The following is a 17,085-nucleotide window of genomic DNA, read 5'->3' as shown; positions in this document are numbered from 1 at the left end:
CTTTAAAGATGATTGACTACACTAGCCAAACCAAATATAGTAACTTTTCTATTAACAAACACTCACTTCAAGCTATTTTTGGAATACCAGGTGTTGTATTTTATGATTCCGTTATAAGAGATAATTTGATTTTCCTTTCTGCTCGTCTTAAAGCCAAGACAGCAAAATGTACTTGTTGCGGTAAAAGGAGTAAAAGCGTTCACTCATCCTATACGCGCAAATTAACCGATCTTTCAGTAACCGGCAGGGCTGTGAAAATTATACTGAAAGTCAGAAAGTTTAGATGCCGTAGCAGTAGTTGCACTCAAACAATTTTCTCTGAACAACATCTGCCATTAACACAAAGATACTCACGACTGACAGAACGCACAACTCACTATTTGCAAAGACTGTTAGTTGAGGTCTCTTCTTGTAAAGGTGAGTATATAAGCAGTCTCTTCTCAATAAAACAGAGCAGTTCTACCTGTCTTAGAATCGTTAAGTCTATTGAAATGCCCGATTATCAGGAACTAACTACGATAGGAATAGATGACTGGGCATACAGAAAAGGCAAATCCTATGGTACTATTATTGTAAATGCGATTAATAACCGTCCTGTAGAATTGCTTAAGAGTAGAGACAAAGAAGAAGTTGCAGATTGGCTTAAAGAACATAATTCCATACAATATATCACCAGGGATCGATCAAGCAGTTACTCTAAAGCTATAAAATCAGGAGCTCCTAATGCTGCACAAATAGCTGACAGGTTTAATTTGGTGAAAAATCTGGGAGATCATATATCAGATGAGATACGAATGGGGTATAAAACTATTAAAAATGAATGGCTGGCTCATAGAAAGAGTCTTTATCAAAGCAAAGAAAATAACAGTTCTTCAAGTAGCGGAGGTCATGAAGATACACGCGATTCACAATATAACAAAAACAACAATAGTGTTAACCATAGAAAACAGGAGATGTTTATCAGGATTCATGAACTTAAAAAACATAACTACTCTCAAAGAGCAATTGCCAAGGCTTTAAACATTAACCGTAATACTGTAAGATATTATTTTGAAATGGAAGAGTTGTTGCCACGAGCAGCCATCTATTATAATAATTATGGAGATTTTATGGATCTGATAAAGGAGTGTTGTAATCAAGGATTTAATGTAAGAACTATATTTGTCTCTATAAAAAAACAGGGATTCAAAGGTAATCAAACATCTTTTTATCAGTGGTTCAACAGACACTTCCCGGAATATCAGACTAAGAAAAGATTACCAGTACCACTAGGTTCCTCCCCGATAGTATATGAGGCAACTAAATTTAGCGGAATGTCACCCAACAGACTTGCCATTCATTTAACAAACAGTGAATGGGGTGTTTCAAAGGAAACAGGCGAGTGCAGCAAATCTCACATACTGGCAGAAGAGATTATTAACTCCTCTATTCTATTAAAAAACATGAGAGAAGCATACAACACTTTTAGAGAGATTTTAAACAGTAAAGATGAGCTTAGGTTAGACCAATGGCTCGAGAAGTATAAATCGACTAAAATAAAGAGGATTAAAAGTTTTATAAATGGTATTAATCATGATTTGGAAGCAGTAAAAAACGCCATTAAATACCCTTGGAGTAATGGAGTTGTAGAGGGTCACGTAAACAGATTAAAAAACAAGAAAAGAGAGATGTATGGCAGGGCTGGATTTGAACTGTTAAGACGAAAGGTAGTGTTTTCCAACTCAGGATAACCTGCACCAAATTTGACGAAGAACCGATTAACGTCGTAAATCCTTTTCGTGGTACTATCGTGCTAGGAACACCAGGTAGTGGTAAGTCTTATGCTGTGATAAATAATTACATTAAAGAACAGATAGAAAAAGGATTTGCACTCTACTGCTATGATTATAAATTTCCGGATTTGTCAGAAATTGCATATAACCATCTGATAAATCATTCGGATGCTTATAAAGTTAAACCGACCTTTTATGTAATTAATTTCGATGATCCACGCCATAGTCACCGATGCAATCCTATTAATCCTAAATTTATGACTGACATATCGGATTCTTATGAATCAGCATATACTATTATGCTGAACTTAAATCGCAACTGGATAACCAAGCAAGGCGATTTCTTTGTGGAATCTCCAATTATCCTATTAGCGGCTATTATTTGGTTTCTCAAGATATATAAAGATGGACAATATTGCACTTTTCCTCACGCTATTGAGTTTTTGAATAAAAAGTATGTGGATACGTTTACTATTCTGACTTCTTATCCAGAACTTGAAAATTATTTAAGTCCTTTTATGGATGCGTGGGAAGGTGGTGCACAAGATCAGCTTCAAGGACAGATTGCTTCAGCAAAGATTCCGTTATCAAGAATGATAAGTCCTGCATTGTATTGGGTTATGACAGGTGATGATTTCACATTGGACATCAATAATCCGCTAGAGCCCAAAATACTCGTGGTAGGAAATAATCCCGATCGTCAGAATATCTACTCGGCAGCACTGGGACTGTATAATAGCCGTATTGTAAAGCTGATAAACAAAAAGGGAAAGCTAAAGAGTTCTGTTATTATTGACGAGCTGCCGACTATCTATTTTCGAGGGTTGGACAACCTAATTGCTACCGCCCGTTCTAATAAGGTAGCAGTTTGTCTAGGTTTTCAGGACTATAGCCAGCTAACAAGGGATTATGGAGATAAAGAAAGTAAAGTGATTCAGAATACAGTAGGAAACATCTTTTCCGGTCAGGTAGTTGGAGAAACTGCTAAGACTTTATCGGAACGTTTCGGGAAAGTCTTGCAGAAACGTCAATCCATGACAATCAATCGTCAGGATAAGTCAACTTCTATCAGTACACAGATGGACAGTTTAATTCCCACAGGTAAAATATCGAATCTTACACAAGGAATGTTTGTGGGTGCAGTCAGTGATAATTTCGATGAACGGATAGAACAAAAAATATTCCATGCTGAAATCGTAGTGGACAACGAGAAAGTAAAATGTGAAACTGCCAGCTATGAAAAGATACCAGAGATTATCAATTTCCGAGATGCAAATGGTCACGACCTGATGGAAGAGCAAATCCAGCTAAATTATAATCGGATTAAGCAGGAAGTCAATCAGATAGTAATTGATGAAATGGTACGTATTAAGAATGATCCGGAGTTACTGTATTTGCTTAGAGAATAAAATGAATGAGATATTAAACTTATATTCTATATTTAGAAATATCCAAAACACATCTACATTCAGACCATTCTGAGATAGGGCTCGTATCTTTAGGCATATGATCTTCTAATTCTTTCGCTGGAATAATAAATGGCCCATCAATTGCTGATTCTTTTTCTAAATTTATTCCAGGCCAGCAATAAAAAAAGTATGATTGCAAATTATTCAGGGCAGTCTTCCATTCTGGTTTTGATATGTAGAATCTAAAGGATTCTATATTGGATATATCAGAGGATTTAACTTCAATTTGTATTTTATCTCTATCATTTAAATCGAAAGGTAGAGATTTTCCTTTTATAGAAAGAATGTCATAGCCAAAGCGATCGCTTATTAAAGAAGCCCATTTTACAAATGATTTAGCGGGTTTGAATCCATCTCTATCTATTCGAGATAATTCATGCTCATAAGTTAATTTTTCACCTACATCTCCAATCGCTTTTTTAAGCTTTTCTTTATAATCCTCGTATTTTGCCAAAACTCTATTCCACCAATCATTAACACAAGGTTCGTCAAAATTAAACAATTTTGCGTTATCAAGAAGATTAGTCCACTCTTGATCATTGTCAAAGAGATAAGCTCTGAATATCTCTGGGTCCGAATCATAAAAAATTAACCATTGAAAGTTATGATATGAAATCAAGTGAAATAGGATAGCTCTGAGTGCATCTATATTAGGATCATCATTATCACAAAGCGAAACTATTTCATTTTTGGAGATATCTGTAAGATGAAGGATTCCATCTTTAAATACTAATAACTCATAATCAATACAAATTTTAAGACCTTGTTTCGATGGCATTGTACCGCCAAGTTTTCCTGAATTATTTAAAATGCGGTGAACAGCATCAGGCTTTAAGTGCTCATGACGGGATATTAAAGATAGAATGTACCATGAAGCTACTACATGGCCATAAGTAATCGAATAATATTTAATTTTTTTTTTCATTTACTATTTACATGCTCTTTTATTACTTCAAAGTCTTTCATGTCAATACCAACTTCATCTTCTATAGGAATGTCTGCAGGGTCATATGCTAAAGAGTGTAAATAAGGGTCATCAAGTACATCTCCCATAGCTTTTATTTTATCATTTAATCTAGAGATTAGCAACTCCTCAATAGAATTCTCAGATATCAAAATCTCAATATTAGTATCAATCTCTTTAGGTAAACCTAATCTATGTATTCTATCAATGGATTGTAGATAAAAAGCAGAATTAAAATTTCTATCTAAATAAATTGCATAGTGACATATTTTATGTAGACTTATTCCTTCTCCACAAGCTTGGGGGTTAGCAATCATAATTTTGCACGAGGGGTCATCATGAAACTTTCTTATTCTTCCCTCTCTATTGGTTTCTTCTTCATCAGACCCAGATGGTATCCCCCCATATATTGTAACAGGATTATATTCTTTGAATATTTTCTCAAGTATTAATATGTTTCTAACAAAATATGTCCATATCAAAACTTTATTCTCTGGGTTTTCAGATGTAATTTCTTTAACTCGTTTAATGAGATATTCTATTTTTACAGGCTTTTCATATTTTCGAAAATCCTCTAGTAATTCCCAATATTCCTTATTATTAGGAATGGGTAATGTATCAGTAGTATAATCATCTTTCAACGACAGAAGCATAGGATTAGTTGCAGCTTGAAGCAACTTTACTACGCTTTTCCCAATTCGTCTAAAAGTATACATGTTAGGTTTGTCTATCCCAGCTATAACTCTAGCTGTCTCAGATTTAAAAAGCCTATATAGCTCTGACTGTATTGGCCCCATAGGAACAGTTGTGTATTTAACAACTGGGGGTGTTAATCCCAACTCATTTTTGGTTGTTCTGACAAATAATTTATTAATAGATGTATTTATGTTAGCAATAACAATATTCTCGTCTTTATCGCTTTGCGATTTAATAATATTTTCTCCAGGCCATAAATAATCAAACTGAGGTTCTAAATCCAAATAACTTTGAGGCATTGGAGTTCCTGATAGAATATCTCTACGTTTCGCAATATCGGCTAATTTAATTATCTGATTAAAGCTTATATTGTTAACTCCGCTTTTTATTCTATGTGATTCATCTAATATTAAATGAACTTTATTATTTATAAAAAAAGGAACTATTTCGTTAATATTTCGTCTTAATTTTTCGTAGTTAACTAATAAAATGTCTGGGTCTTCTTTTTTCAAAATAGAAGAGTCTTCAAAATGGAATTTGTTTAATCTTACAATTTTAGGTTTATTATCCTTATATATTTCATCTATTTCATCTTCCCATGAGATAAAAGCGTTAATGGGAGAAATTACAATTAATTTATTGACGATACTTATTTTCTTTAGTATAGAATGTACGGCTAGAATTGTTGTCGTTTTTCCTGCACCAGGAACGGAAAAATTTGCACCATGCCTTAACGACAATAGTTTTAGTGCATCTCTCTTTTGTTCAGGCTTTAAGGTTCGCTGGAAATTTGATTCACTCAAGTAATTTTCAAATTCATCTTCTCCAATTTCAAATGACGCTCTCCTTTGCTTTATATTTTGTCTATCTGTGATAATTTCAGAAATTAGTTCTGTTGAAAATGAGTCAAAAATTACGTTGACTAGTTCTTGTTTAAGAACGTATGCAATACTTGTAATGCCTCTTCTTAATTCAAACCAAGGTAACATAAAGGTATTATTGTGAAAAGAATAATTGTCTGATAAATTAGAACATAATATTTTCAATTCATTTATCAATTTATCATTTGTTTCACTTAATCTAATTGAGGCTATTAGTGTTTCTTGACAAACGGAAATATTAGCAGTCATTTTTTTTATTTTCCAATTGAATTAGCTTCACGTAATAAACGTTGTGCAGCATCAATAATTTGTTCTAATTTGTTTCTAATACTATTTATTTTAGCGGTTTCCGAATCAATAATTAATCCTTGTATATCTCTCAAAGCAGCACTAACCCCTTCGTATACAGCCTCAGCATTACGTTTTTCTTTATTCTCTGCCTGAACATCTGCTATTGCATCAATCAATATACTTGCAGTTTCTTGTGCGTTGGCAGGGTCATTAAAAATATCTATATTGTCATTTTTTTTGTCTCCAATTAATTCTTCAAGAATATCCTTGTCTGAGTCATTTGCGACTAATTCTGTTTCACTTTTAATTTTTTCTTCAGAGTCATCAGGCATTTTATCACAAACTTTGTCAAAGTTTTTAATTAAAGCTGTAACATAATTATAAAGACGTCCTGAGGTTGGTCTTTCTTCGATTAAGATAAAAATAGCATTTTGTAAACTCTTTTGTTTTACAATATCTCGATTATATTTTTTTATAGCTTTTTCTAATTGCCTAAAAACCTCTTCCGCATCATCCAATTTGGAGTAATCATATTGCCCTTTAATGTTTTTCCAGATTAAAAAAGCATCAACTAAATCTAACATTTTTAGTTTTACTCTTAGATCTTTTAGATCCAGACGAAGATTATTTGCTAACTCTTTTTCTGTAAAATTAAGTCTGGTATCTTCTAATCCTTTTCTAATATTTCTTAACTCATTAATCCAATGATATTCTTCTCTAAAATCTTCAGATATTTGTAATTGTTGTTCTAAGAAATATATATCTTTCGGAGTTGTATCTTCTGGCAATACAACACATTCTATATAACGTTCGTCTAGTGATTTTAGAGCTGATGTTCTTCTATTTCCGTTAACGAGATATCCATCATAAGTAATTATACAAGGATCTTCTTGTTTTCTTAAACGCAAGTCATCTAATAAATCTTTGCCTTTATTTCGAACCATATTTATTAGAATCTCTTCTTGAGCTTGTTGAACCAAATATGATTCAGGATCATTAAAAAAATCGCTAGGCAATGATTTACTTCTGATGTAGGATAACTGTTGAATTTCTGTTCTTGAATTTTCTATTCGGAACATAAGGTATTCAGAGTCAATTTGTATTACTTTTCTGTACAGAGGCTTACCTCGCCAGTGTTTGATGGTATAATAATTTTTTGAGATATTATCATCTAGTGCTGCTTTGTGGACTCTTCGAATATATTCTATTCGTTCTTCTCTTGATTTCATAGTATTTAATTTGAAATTCCAATCACAAGAACTGGCATTGTTATTATTTCTTTGAAATGTACTATTTCTTTTGATAATCTTTCATATTGTGCATAATTAGCTCCCATTTTCTTCGATTCTAATGCGTGAGGGACGAATATTACTCCTGCATCAATAACACCTTTATGATGAAGTTGCATTAATTTAAGAATATCGGCATATGTTCGAGCTACATTGCCAATTTGGAAACACACCCCTATTTTTGATTTTAAGAAACTAATAGTAAGATTTGATCTTCCAACTTTAACCCTGTCAGCCCACCCCTTTTCATTAAACCTATCACTTATAATGGTCTTTATGTTATTGGGACTATGAGTGCCAAACTTAATGTCTGATATATTCACAATATCATTTAACTCACTCATTATATTATCTTTACTCTGTATAATTTCCAGAGCATTTCGATGGCTATATTGATCACTGTTTTTCATTTTTTTTAAATTCTTCAGGTATTTCTGATAGCTTAGATTTTTTATTATCATATATTGGAGTATCAATAGATCTAAACTTTAAATTTCCAGACTTAAATTGCTCTATTCGTTGAGTTCCTATTTCTAAGTATTTTTTTATACGCTCAATACCTACTACCTTTCTGTTATTTTTAAGGCTAGCAAGAATTGTAGACCCAACACCCGCATATGGGTCTAATATCCAATCATTTTCATCGGTTAAAGCTAAAACACATCGTTCTACCAATTCTATTGGATATTGGCATGGATGTGCTGTCTTTTCTATATGATTAGATTTTACATTCGGTATATTCCAAATTTCATTTTCCCAATCATTGAGTACTATTTCCCAGATATCTGAGGGATTCTTACCTTTAGGATTACTCGAATATTGACCCTTTTTAGGACCTTTGAAATGTTTTTTTCCTGGATATTTAGATGGTATTCTAACAGGGTCTAAATTAAATGTATATTCGTCTGATTTAGTAAACCAAAGAATTGTCTCATAACGCCCTGAAAATTTTTTAGAGGAGTGCAATCCGTGACCAAATTGCCAAATAATTCTATTTCTCAAAAATAAACCTTTGTTCTTGAAAATATTATAGTAAAAGATATCGAGAGGGAAGACTTCTCCTTTATTTACAAAATTACCCACTTGCCAGCATATACTACCTAAAGGATGAAGGACACGTATTAATTCATTAATTATTTCATCTTGTTCTTCTAAATATAGTTCAATAGATTTTTTTACTTCATATTCTTTCCCCACATTGTATGGTGGAGAAGTAATAATTAGTTTAAATTTATTATCTTCTATCTCTTTTAAAACATCTAAAGAATCACCCAAAATATAATTGTATTCCATCATTCAATTTAGTACTATTTATAATCAAACGGACTGTATACAAAGATATTCAAAATATTTGTAATAGAATGAGTCTTAAATATGGGATATTGAAGTGTAATACTATTTCTTCCTGTATTTACACAATATTTAGGTCTTCTTCAGTCACTTAAAGACATCTGTTACCTCCTTTCTAAAAATAGGGTGGCAGCTTTTTTATATAGCCTAACTTTGATTTGATAATTAGATGTTTAATCATTAAAATCAAAAGTTATGGCTATAAATTCAAACAACAATTCCGGCTCTGATGAACAGATGATGGACATTCTTCTTGTCTTTGACAAGGAAAAGAAAACGATTAATGCCGTAAAGGGTATTGATGAAAACGGGGAACTGCAAACCGTTCCGCCGAAGCAGAAACATAACAACGATTTCCTGAAAGTGGATAAGCAGGGTAACGCACTTGAAAATTTTTTGAAGAACTTTTTCAACCAGCTAAAAGACCCGACCCGTTTCAGTTTCTTCAAAATAGCACCCGAAGATACCGAACGGACAGTAAAAATCATTCAGGAGAATATCAAGAATCCGACACCTGCTGCGGATGAAATGCTTGATAAAATCCGTATCGAGCCTAAAGACCTGAAAGTGGAAAATCCGAAAGAATCCACAGTACAAGAACAGAAGCCCGATACGAATAAGTATTTCATCGACCCTAACAAAATCAACTGGGACGACCTGAAAAATCTGGGTATCACCAAAGAACAGCTTGAAAAGTCAAAGGTTTTAGAACCTATGCTGCGAGGATATAAGTCGCCTTCTACCTTTCCGATTGAAGCCAACTTCGGGTCAATGGTAATGAAAACGGATGCCCGTCTTTCGTTTCGTCCGGACAGTGAAGGGAATGTGGTATTGGCTATTCATGGTATCCGCAAAGAACCGGAACTTGACCGTCCGTTCTTTGGACACCAGTTTACCGATGAAGACAAAAAGAATCTCCGGGAAACCGGAAATATGGGTAGAATTGTTGATGTAAAGAACTATCGCACAGGCGAACTTGTCCTTCTTTTATCAGTATCGACAAACAGACCAATGAACTGGTATCCATGAAGGCTTCGTCCCTCAAACTCCCTGATGAAATAAAAGGCGTTAAGCTGGATGAGAAACAAAAAGCGGCCCTGATGGAAGGTAAAGCGGTATTCCTTGAAAATATGATTTCCGCCAAGAATAAACCGTTTTCTGCCTTCGTTCAGGTCAATGCGGAAAAACGCAGCCTTGAATTTATCTTTCCCGAAAAAGAGCAAAAGCAAACCCAGCAGCAGGGACAACAGCAAAGAAACGACCAGCCCGAAGGGGTGCGTATTCCCAAATCCCTTGCAGGAGTGGAATTATCCGACAAACAGCAGGCTGATTTGCGGGCGGATAAAACCATCTATGTGAAAGGGCTGAAAGATAAAGAAGGGCAGGAATATAATGCCTATGTAAAGGTAAACCATGAAAAAGGGAAGCTGGATTTCTACAAATTCAATCCTGATAAAGCGAAAGAGAAAGCCAAAGAAATAACCCCTGCCAACGAACATAAAACACAGGTAGCGGTCAATTCCGAAGGCAAAACGAACGAAGCGACCAAGCATACGAAAGAACCTTTGAAGCCCGGACAGGCTACACCTACCGGGGAACAGAAGAAAAAGCAGGAAGAGAAGAAAGAAGAACAAAAACCCGACAAGCCTAAAAAGTCGCAAGGTCGCAAAATGAAATAATTATTAACCACAAAAATCCAATTATATAATGATAGCAGTAATAGCAGAAAAGCCCAGTGTGGCAAGGGATATAGCCACCGTACTGGGAGCAACACAAAAGAATGACGGGAACATTTCAGGTAACGGATACATCGTTACCTGGGCGTTCGGTCATTTGGTAGGACTTGCCATGCCTGATACCTACGGAATCGAAAACTTCAAGCGGGAAAATTTACCCATACTACCGCAGTTGTTCCAGCTTATTCCCCGTCAGGTAAAAACCGACAAAGGATATAAGCCAGATAGCGGAACGGTTAAGCAACTCAAGATTATCAAAGAAGTATTCGACCAGTGCGATAAGATTATCGTTGCGACTGATGCCGGAAGAGAAGGTGAACTGATATTTAGGTATATCTACCAATATCTTGATTGCCGGAAACCTTTCGTTCGCTTATGGATAAGTAGCCTGACGGATAAAGCCATCCGGGAAGGATTGCAGAATCTCAAGGACGGGACAATGTACGATAACCTTTTCCGGTCGGCAAAGGCAAGAAGCGAAGCAGATTGGCTTATCGGTATTAATGCTTCCCAAGCGTTAAGTATAGCTGCCGGAAGGGGGACATATTCTTTGGGACGGGTACAGACACCCACGCTGGCGATGATATGTTCCCGTTATCTTGAGAACAAGAACTTCGTTCAACAGAAGTATTGGCAACTGAAATTACAAACCGGGAAAGACAGCATCAAGTTTTCAGCCCTTTCAGAAGAAAAATTCGATAGCCAGCAACCTGCCATCGGCAAGCTGCAAATGATAAAGCATAGCGGTCAGGTGCAGGTTGAATCGGTGGAATGTAAGGAAGTGAACCAGGAACCACCGCTTTTGTATGACCTTACCACCTTGCAAAAGGAGGCAAATACAAAACTTAATTTCTCCGCAGATAAAACGCTGTCTATTGCACAAAAACTGTATGAAGGCAAGCTGATTTCATACCCCCGAACCGGAAGCCGTTATATATCACAGGACGTTTTCTATGAAATACCGGAACGTATTTCCCTGCTGGATACTTACGACCGGTTTGCCGGCTACGCAAAATCAATGAAAGGTAGTAATCTGAACCGTCGAACAGTGGATGATAAAAAAGTTACAGACCATCACGCATTGATTATAACCGAGAATAAGCCCGGCAGTTTACAGGCGGATGAACAAGCAATATACGAACTGGTTGCCGGAAGGATGCTGGAAGCTTTTTCGCAAAAGTGTGTCAAGGAAGTTACTTCAATTTCTCTCACCAGTGGCGACAGTATTTTTGCAGTGAAAGGAACAGTAATAAAGTCTGCCGGATGGCGGGCTGTTTTCAACACCCAAGAAGAAGGCGAAAAAAATACCGTTTTGCCAGCATTAAAAGAAGGTGATAATTTAGCTCTATCCGATATTGAGTTGCTGGAAAAGCAGACTAAGCCCAAACCGTTGCATACGGAAAGTTTGTTGCTATCGGCTATGGAGAACGCAGGGAAAGAACTGGAAGATGTCGAACTGAAAGCCAGCATGAAGGATTCCGGTATCGGTACGCCAGCGACACGGGCAGCGATTATCGAAACTCTCTTTACTCGTCAATATATTGTCAGGGAGAAGAAAGCCCTTGTGCCGACTGAAAAGGGACTGGCGGTTTACGATATAGTCCGGGACAAGAAAATCGCAGACGTGGAAATGACAGGGATGTGGGAAAATGCCCTTTCCAAAATAGAAAGCGGGGAAATGAATCCCGATACTTTCCATAAAAGTACCGAAGTTTATGCTTCACAAATAACCAGCGAACTGTTAGGAATGCAGCTCACCTTAAAAACGCAGCTGGATTTAATCTGTCCGAAATGCGAAACAGGTAAAATTATGCTGTATCCGAAAGTTGCCAAATGTGATAATACCGATTGTGGGCTAATCGTTTTCAGGAATAAAAGCGATAAGCAGCTATCCGACAAACAGGTTATGGAACTGGTAACAGCCAAGAAAACCGGATTAATAAAAGGCTTCAAGAGTAAAGCCAGGAAGTCTTTCGATGCTTCACTGGCTTTTGACGACCAGTTCAATGTTGTATTCGTTTTCCCTGAAAAGAAAGGGAAATCAAGGAAATAATCTGAAATTCCGTATCTTTACCACAGAAAATTCCATTATGAATAGATTTTATGCTATCCGTAATTGAGGATTTTTGTGGTTAGCACCCGGTGGGGACGCCGGGTGCTTTTCGTAAAAGCTATTTATGTAGAATAATAGACAATGAGTAAAGATGTAAAAAACAAAATTATAGTTCCGAAAGACTTGCATGGTTCTAAATTGCTATGCTTTCTTCATCCTAATAGATTTGAGACTGAGGATAAAAAACAAGCTGTTGAATTATTACATAAAATTTGCATGACAAATCTGACGGATTTCCACAAGTCAAATCAAATTAAAGATTTAATCCTAACAGAGGAAGAACGGAAGCTTGTTTTATTTCACGAATGGAACAATTCTGAAAACGCAGAAGTGAAATCACGCTGTAGTGATGTTCTTTGTAGATTTGAGAAAGATAAACGTTTCATAAAAGTAATAATATCAAATAATTATCTTGTCGCTTATCAGTTATTTGGTGAGATTGAATTTTTAATCCGCTCAATTACAGTTCGTGATATCAAGATTCTTAATACTGATGATTTTTTGAAAGATATCTTATCTGCAATTAACGATAAATTTAGTCATCCATTTTGGATTCAGAGAGTTGTTGATTCTATAAAAAAATCATACCCTGTAGAAAAACTTGAAAAATTATGCAATTATATTGAATGTCAAAAAAACAGCTTGATTGACGGTAATTATTCCGAAAAAAGAGAGTATATAAAAGCCCAATGCTCACTTAAAGTAATAAGTAAGCAGATGTTTCATAAAGAAATGGCTTTATGTTTTGAAAATGAAGCAGATGCCACTGTGAATAATAAAGAGCCGAATACTTTTTATCCGAATTTAGTTGATATTTACCAAAATGCATATAATGAAATTTTTCAAATTAAAAATCAAGCACCAGAAGAGTTTGAAAGGATAAAAGGTAAGTTGCTACAAGAAAAGTCTGATTTTATGGATATGCTTTCTCTCTGCGGTATTAAAACTCAAATAGAACTTTCTGATGATTTCATTAAAAGTGTAGAAAAATCCGTTTCAAAAATCACTATAGGTAATTTTATTGACACAATTAACCTGATGCTTTCAATTCCTTTCATGACTTCGGAAGGAGTCAGTTCCTATGAAGCAGCAGTGAGAAAGGCAAGCCCTGTGTCTTCTATGTTTGGACACAATCAGTTAGATAAAAAGGGAAATGTCGTAGGCGTAGCAGAGTCAGAGAAGTCATTAAAAACAGAAGCTCATATTTATTTTCGACAAAAAAGGCTGTACGCAATATGGACATATATCAATCTTCATCAATGGTCAAATATAAAATCGGAAGAGGATTTTATCTATTTCTATTTGCAAAAGGAAAAACCAGTATATATAGAAGAAGAAAACTTGATATTTTGGACTAAAGGAATTGCCGCAGGCTTAAATAAAGACTTTATAAGTGCATCTCATATCCTAATGCCATATTTAGAGCATGCTTTGCATAATATTGCTGAAATCACAAAGGGAAACATAACTACTTTAGAGAAAAAACGTCAAGAGGCTCCTTCTTTAGGTGTAATTTTCCCGATGCTTCAAGGCGTGATTGACGAAGAAATACTATATGAAATAGAATCCTTTCTACAAAATGGGATAGATGTCAATTTCAGGAATAATTTGTCTCATGGACTTCTAACTCATTTTGAAATTGAGAAATATGGAATCTATTTGTGGTGGATATGCTTAAAACTGTATTTTGAAGGAAAGAGTATAATTAAAATCGTTCCCTAATCAGTTTGTGCACATCCGAAGCCTTATAGTAACATCTTCCATCATCTAATTTGATGTAAGGTAGAATACCCTTTGCTCGATAGCGTTGAAGTGTGCGAAGGCTGACTTTCAAGAGAAACATCAAATCCTGATTATCTAAAAGTTGTTCACCATCCAAGCAATTACGTTGGGTTGTCAATCGTTCGATTTTCTTATCCGCCATTTCGAACCTGTCCATTATACGTTCCATCCAGGCGATGAATGTTTCTCTATCTATATTCATGACAATAACCGATTAAAAATGACCTTTGATAAAATAACTCTGATTTGAAGGATCTTTGATGATAATTTCCTTCTCCCGCATAAAACGGATATAGCTTTTCGCCGTGCGTTCCTTTACATCCATAATTTGCTGTATCTGTTCGCACAAATCTATATAAGTGATAAATGTTTGTTGGTCGAAAACTTCACGGGTAACGCTAACCAGTTCCTTTTCTTTCCGTTTCTCTTTCTCTTCACGGGGCTTTTCTCCAAGATACAGGTGCATTCCGACTTCTTTGTTCCAAGTGAACTGCATTAACGGAACATCCAAAGGACTGCCTTCACGAACTTTCAGAGCCTTCACGACTGATATAGTCGGATCATTATCCAACTCAATGGAAAGAATCGCAGCCGCTTTACGTTGCAGTTCCGACCCCAAGTGCCCACGAAGCTTTAATCCGTTCGGAACATAGTGCAATACACAAACAATACAGGTCTGATATATTCCAGCCAATCGGTAGAGTTCATCGACAACCCGCAAACTTTCGGCTTCATCATTGGCGGAATGTACCAAATCGGCAATACCATCTATTACAACCAACTGGATACCGCCATATTGATAATGAAACTTATCCATGCTTTGTACAATAGCCTGTAAACGTTCTTTGCGGGACATCCCGGTAAGACAGAAGGCTTTCAACTCTTCCGGCTTTTCTGCTTGTTTTGCCCTCTTTAATAGGTTGGAAACATTCTTAAACAGCTGTACTTCGGACTGTTCTGTATCATACAGCAGAACAGCTTTATTTTGACTGTTTTCGTATACATGGATTCCCAACGTATCTATACGAACATTTTCCGGTTTTATCGACCCAGCCACCAGTGCTGCCACATAGTTGCTTTTCCCAGTTCCTTCACCGCCTGTGATACAAAGGATATTTCCTTGTGTACCCAGTGGTACATCCCCGGCAGATATGATTTCCTGTGCTTTTGCCGGAGGATTATTAAAGTCTATTTCGCACGATTTCAGCATAGTCATAGTATCGCTGTATAGAGTATCTAAAAAATCAAGGAAGAGTTTCAGAAACGATTCACGGTTATTCCCAAGCCTGAAATAATCGGATATATCTTTCTCTTCTTTTGTTCCTGAAAGTGGTAATAGAAGGCGTTTTACGCCGTATTCTGCCAACTGTTTTTTATGTTTGGAAGAACTCTCAAGCCCGGTTTTATCTACATCATAAAGTAGAATGATATGTTTGAACCGGAATGACAGTTTATGAATGATTGTTGCCGGAATGTTTACGGTTTCACTGTTAAAACAGATTGCATGGAAACCCTTAGCTACCAGGGAAAGGACATCCTTTTCCCCGCCGGTAATAAAGACCGTATCGCCTTTGGCGGGCAGTTGTTCAAGTCCGAAACAATAATTATCGCCGATATCTCCGCCATACAGGAATCGTATTTTGGAAGACGGACGGTATAGCTTTATATAGCGTTTGGACTTATAGCCAAATATCGGTTCTGCCGAAGAAGAAGCAATGGAGTACGGCTTGTTATCGGAATTTTCACTTTTGAACTCCCGAACAGAACAAACTTTATATTGTTCCAATAGCTCCGAGTTTATCCCATATTTTTCCCAATACTCTAATTCATTTTGGGTGAATCTTTGTTCCTGGAAACTGTATGGCTTGGTTTTCTTTTCGGGAAGGATGGGTATAGTTGGCTTCGGGATTGATTGGATTGGTATTTCTGTATCTTCCGATAGCCCCAGCGATAAATCACGATTTATGCTTTTCAGGATTTCTACAAAATCAATGGTATTGTTGCAGTTTAATCCTTTCAGTTTACCGACAAAGTAGAAACAATCCCCGCTGTACTCATCATTTCCGAAATCTTTCAGGTTGTATACTCCGTTTTTCCGGTCGAAATATATATTACATGAAGCCTTTTTGTCTTCATATAAAGGATTAAAGAAATTACGCCCGACACGCCATTGACAGGTGATATAATGCTTGAAAACATTCAACCCGTTATTTGTTCTTTCTAAGATTTCTTCTTTCCTTAACATATAGCCTGTGATTTGTTACCAAGTCATTTAGACATTCCGAATTACTTTTAATCAGCCTTTCTTCCAGCATTCGTTTTATCTCGCCGATTTTATAAAAATAGCGTCCTCGAATATTAGAATAAGCAATTGTTCCTGATACCCGAAGTCTTTGCAATGTTTTGTCGCTGATTTTTAAGAATGTACAGACCTCATAACTATCCACCCAGATTTCATCTTCATTTATATTATCCGCTTCTTGCTTATTAAGAACATAATCTGCAATAGCATTAATCTTAGCCTCCAATTCCTTAAAGGCTTTTGATTCAACTGTTATGACATCCATAATTGTAACTTATTGATTTGTTGCAAAGGTCAGAAAGAATAAAATGCTGATTTCACAAGATAAACCCAAGTTGGGTGAGTTTTTTTTAAATAGCCTATATGTTGTTGGTTATGAATGAAATGTGTTTATGGGGTGTTTTACAAGCTATAAAAGGTCTAATTTTGATGAAAATTGG

Annotated in this window: 11 protein-coding genes and 2 pseudogenes; 5 read left to right on the top strand and 8 right to left on the bottom strand. The window is 35.8% G+C overall.

All coding sequences use genetic code 11. The features are described 5' to 3' along the window. Positions 1 to 8: 8 nt before the first annotated feature. Both BN1354_RS07205 and BN1354_RS07200 read left to right on the top strand, forming a co-directional pair. Positions 9 to 1,730, top strand: a complete 1,722-nt coding sequence (locus BN1354_RS07205; RefSeq protein ID WP_053826702.1) for an ISL3 family transposase — start codon at positions 9 to 11, stop codon at positions 1,728 to 1,730. A gap of 26 nt (positions 1,731 to 1,756) precedes the next feature. After that, a pseudogene (locus tag BN1354_RS07200) lies at positions 1,757 to 3,181 on the top strand (TraM recognition domain-containing protein); the annotation flags it as partial. 19 nt (positions 3,182 to 3,200) lie between these two features. Here BN1354_RS07200 and BN1354_RS07195 read toward each other — a convergent pair. Genes BN1354_RS07195 through BN1354_RS07175 form a run of 5 tightly spaced genes read right to left on the bottom strand, consistent with a single transcriptional unit; the run spans position 3,201 to position 8,658 of the window. Further along, on the bottom strand, positions 3,201 to 4,166 hold the full coding sequence (locus BN1354_RS07195) for a protein NO VEIN domain-containing protein (protein WP_053826701.1): 966 nt from the start codon (positions 4,164 to 4,166) through the stop codon (positions 3,201 to 3,203). Next, complete coding sequence (locus tag BN1354_RS07190) at positions 4,163 to 6,031, bottom strand: DEAD/DEAH box helicase (protein WP_082331557.1); 1,869 nt, start codon at positions 6,029 to 6,031, stop codon at positions 4,163 to 4,165. Before BN1354_RS07190 ends, BN1354_RS07195 begins: the two co-directional genes overlap by 4 nt. Positions 6,032 to 6,036: 5 nt before the next feature. Next, positions 6,037 to 7,302: a hypothetical protein gene (locus BN1354_RS07185; RefSeq protein WP_053826699.1), complete on the bottom strand. Its 1,266-nt coding sequence runs from the start codon at positions 7,300 to 7,302 to the stop codon at positions 6,037 to 6,039. 5 nt (positions 7,303 to 7,307) lie between these two features. Then, positions 7,308 to 7,772 carry a BglII/BstYI family type II restriction endonuclease gene (locus tag BN1354_RS07180; RefSeq protein ID WP_197272041.1) on the bottom strand — a complete coding sequence of 155 codons (465 nt, stop codon included), beginning with the start codon at positions 7,770 to 7,772 and terminating at the stop codon, positions 7,308 to 7,310. Continuing rightward, on the bottom strand, positions 7,759 to 8,658 hold the full coding sequence (locus tag BN1354_RS07175) for a DNA-methyltransferase (RefSeq protein WP_053826697.1): 900 nt from the start codon (positions 8,656 to 8,658) through the stop codon (positions 7,759 to 7,761). Before BN1354_RS07175 ends, BN1354_RS07180 begins: the two co-directional genes overlap by 14 nt. A 249-nt stretch (positions 8,659 to 8,907) precedes the next feature. On the opposite strand from BN1354_RS07175, the pseudogene BN1354_RS07170 reads away from it, so the two are divergent. The 3 genes and pseudogenes from BN1354_RS07170 to BN1354_RS07160 all read left to right on the top strand — a co-directional run bounded on the left by BN1354_RS07170 (position 8,908) and on the right by BN1354_RS07160 (position 14,283). Further along, positions 8,908 to 10,391: pseudogene (locus BN1354_RS07170) on the top strand (DUF3945 domain-containing protein). 28 nt (positions 10,392 to 10,419) lie between these two features. Then, positions 10,420 to 12,501 carry a type IA DNA topoisomerase gene (locus BN1354_RS07165; RefSeq protein ID WP_053826696.1) on the top strand — a complete coding sequence of 694 codons (2,082 nt, stop codon included), beginning with the start codon at positions 10,420 to 10,422 and terminating at the stop codon, positions 12,499 to 12,501. Positions 12,502 to 12,642: 141 nt separating this feature from the next. Further along, on the top strand, positions 12,643 to 14,283 hold the full coding sequence (locus tag BN1354_RS07160) for a DUF4209 domain-containing protein (protein ID WP_053826695.1): 1,641 nt from the start codon (positions 12,643 to 12,645) through the stop codon (positions 14,281 to 14,283). Here the strand turns inward: BN1354_RS07160 and BN1354_RS07155 are convergent. From BN1354_RS07155 to BN1354_RS07145, 3 genes are read right to left on the bottom strand one after another with little or no spacing between them, the layout of a single operon-like run. Continuing rightward, a complete protein-coding gene (locus tag BN1354_RS07155) occupies positions 14,267 to 14,545 on the bottom strand; it encodes a helix-turn-helix domain-containing protein (protein WP_039417024.1) in 279 nt (92 codons plus the stop codon). The genes BN1354_RS07160 and BN1354_RS07155 overlap by 17 nt on opposite strands. A gap of 12 nt (positions 14,546 to 14,557) precedes the next feature. Beyond that, positions 14,558 to 16,588, bottom strand: coding sequence for a bifunctional DNA primase/helicase (locus tag BN1354_RS07150; protein WP_039419385.1), 2,031 nt, complete (start codon positions 16,586 to 16,588; stop codon positions 14,558 to 14,560). Next, a complete protein-coding gene (locus BN1354_RS07145) occupies positions 16,551 to 16,910 on the bottom strand; it encodes a helix-turn-helix domain-containing protein (protein WP_039419388.1) in 360 nt (119 codons plus the stop codon). The genes BN1354_RS07150 and BN1354_RS07145 overlap by 38 nt, the downstream gene beginning before the upstream one ends. Positions 16,911 to 17,085: the final 175 nt, after the last annotated feature.

The sequence above is a fragment of the Lascolabacillus massiliensis genome, from assembly GCF_001282625.1.
GTDB classification, from domain to species: domain Bacteria; phylum Bacteroidota; class Bacteroidia; order Bacteroidales; family Dysgonomonadaceae; genus Proteiniphilum; species Proteiniphilum massiliensis.
Note: the sequence above shows the minus strand (reverse complement) of the source record. Positions and strands in the feature narration are given on the sequence as shown.

What these genes read in the sequence shown, in the direction of transcription:
- BN1354_RS07175 (WP_053826697.1), bottom strand. Translation starts at nt 8,658, where the DNA reads ATGATGGAATACAATTATATTTTGGGTGATTCTTTAGATGTTTTAAAA.
- BN1354_RS07185 (WP_053826699.1), bottom strand. Translation starts at nt 7,302, where the DNA reads ATGAAATCAAGAGAAGAACGAATAGAATATATTCGAAGAGTCCACAAA.
- BN1354_RS07150 (WP_039419385.1), bottom strand. Translation starts at nt 16,588, where the DNA reads ATGTTAAGGAAAGAAGAAATCTTAGAAAGAACAAATAACGGGTTGAAT.
- BN1354_RS07160 (WP_053826695.1), top strand. Translation starts at nt 12,643, where the DNA reads ATGAGTAAAGATGTAAAAAACAAAATTATAGTTCCGAAAGACTTGCAT.
- BN1354_RS07180 (WP_197272041.1), bottom strand. Translation starts at nt 7,772, where the DNA reads ATGAAAAACAGTGATCAATATAGCCATCGAAATGCTCTGGAAATTATA.
- BN1354_RS07165 (WP_053826696.1), top strand. Translation starts at nt 10,420, where the DNA reads ATGATAGCAGTAATAGCAGAAAAGCCCAGTGTGGCAAGGGATATAGCC.
- BN1354_RS07155 (WP_039417024.1), bottom strand. Translation starts at nt 14,545, where the DNA reads ATGAATATAGATAGAGAAACATTCATCGCCTGGATGGAACGTATAATG.
- BN1354_RS07195 (WP_053826701.1), bottom strand. Translation starts at nt 4,166, where the DNA reads ATGAAAAAAAAAATTAAATATTATTCGATTACTTATGGCCATGTAGTA.
- BN1354_RS07205 (WP_053826702.1), top strand. Translation starts at nt 9, where the DNA reads ATGATTGACTACACTAGCCAAACCAAATATAGTAACTTTTCTATTAAC.
- BN1354_RS07145 (WP_039419388.1), bottom strand. Translation starts at nt 16,910, where the DNA reads ATGGATGTCATAACAGTTGAATCAAAAGCCTTTAAGGAATTGGAGGCT.
- BN1354_RS07190 (WP_082331557.1), bottom strand. Translation starts at nt 6,031, where the DNA reads ATGACTGCTAATATTTCCGTTTGTCAAGAAACACTAATAGCCTCAATT.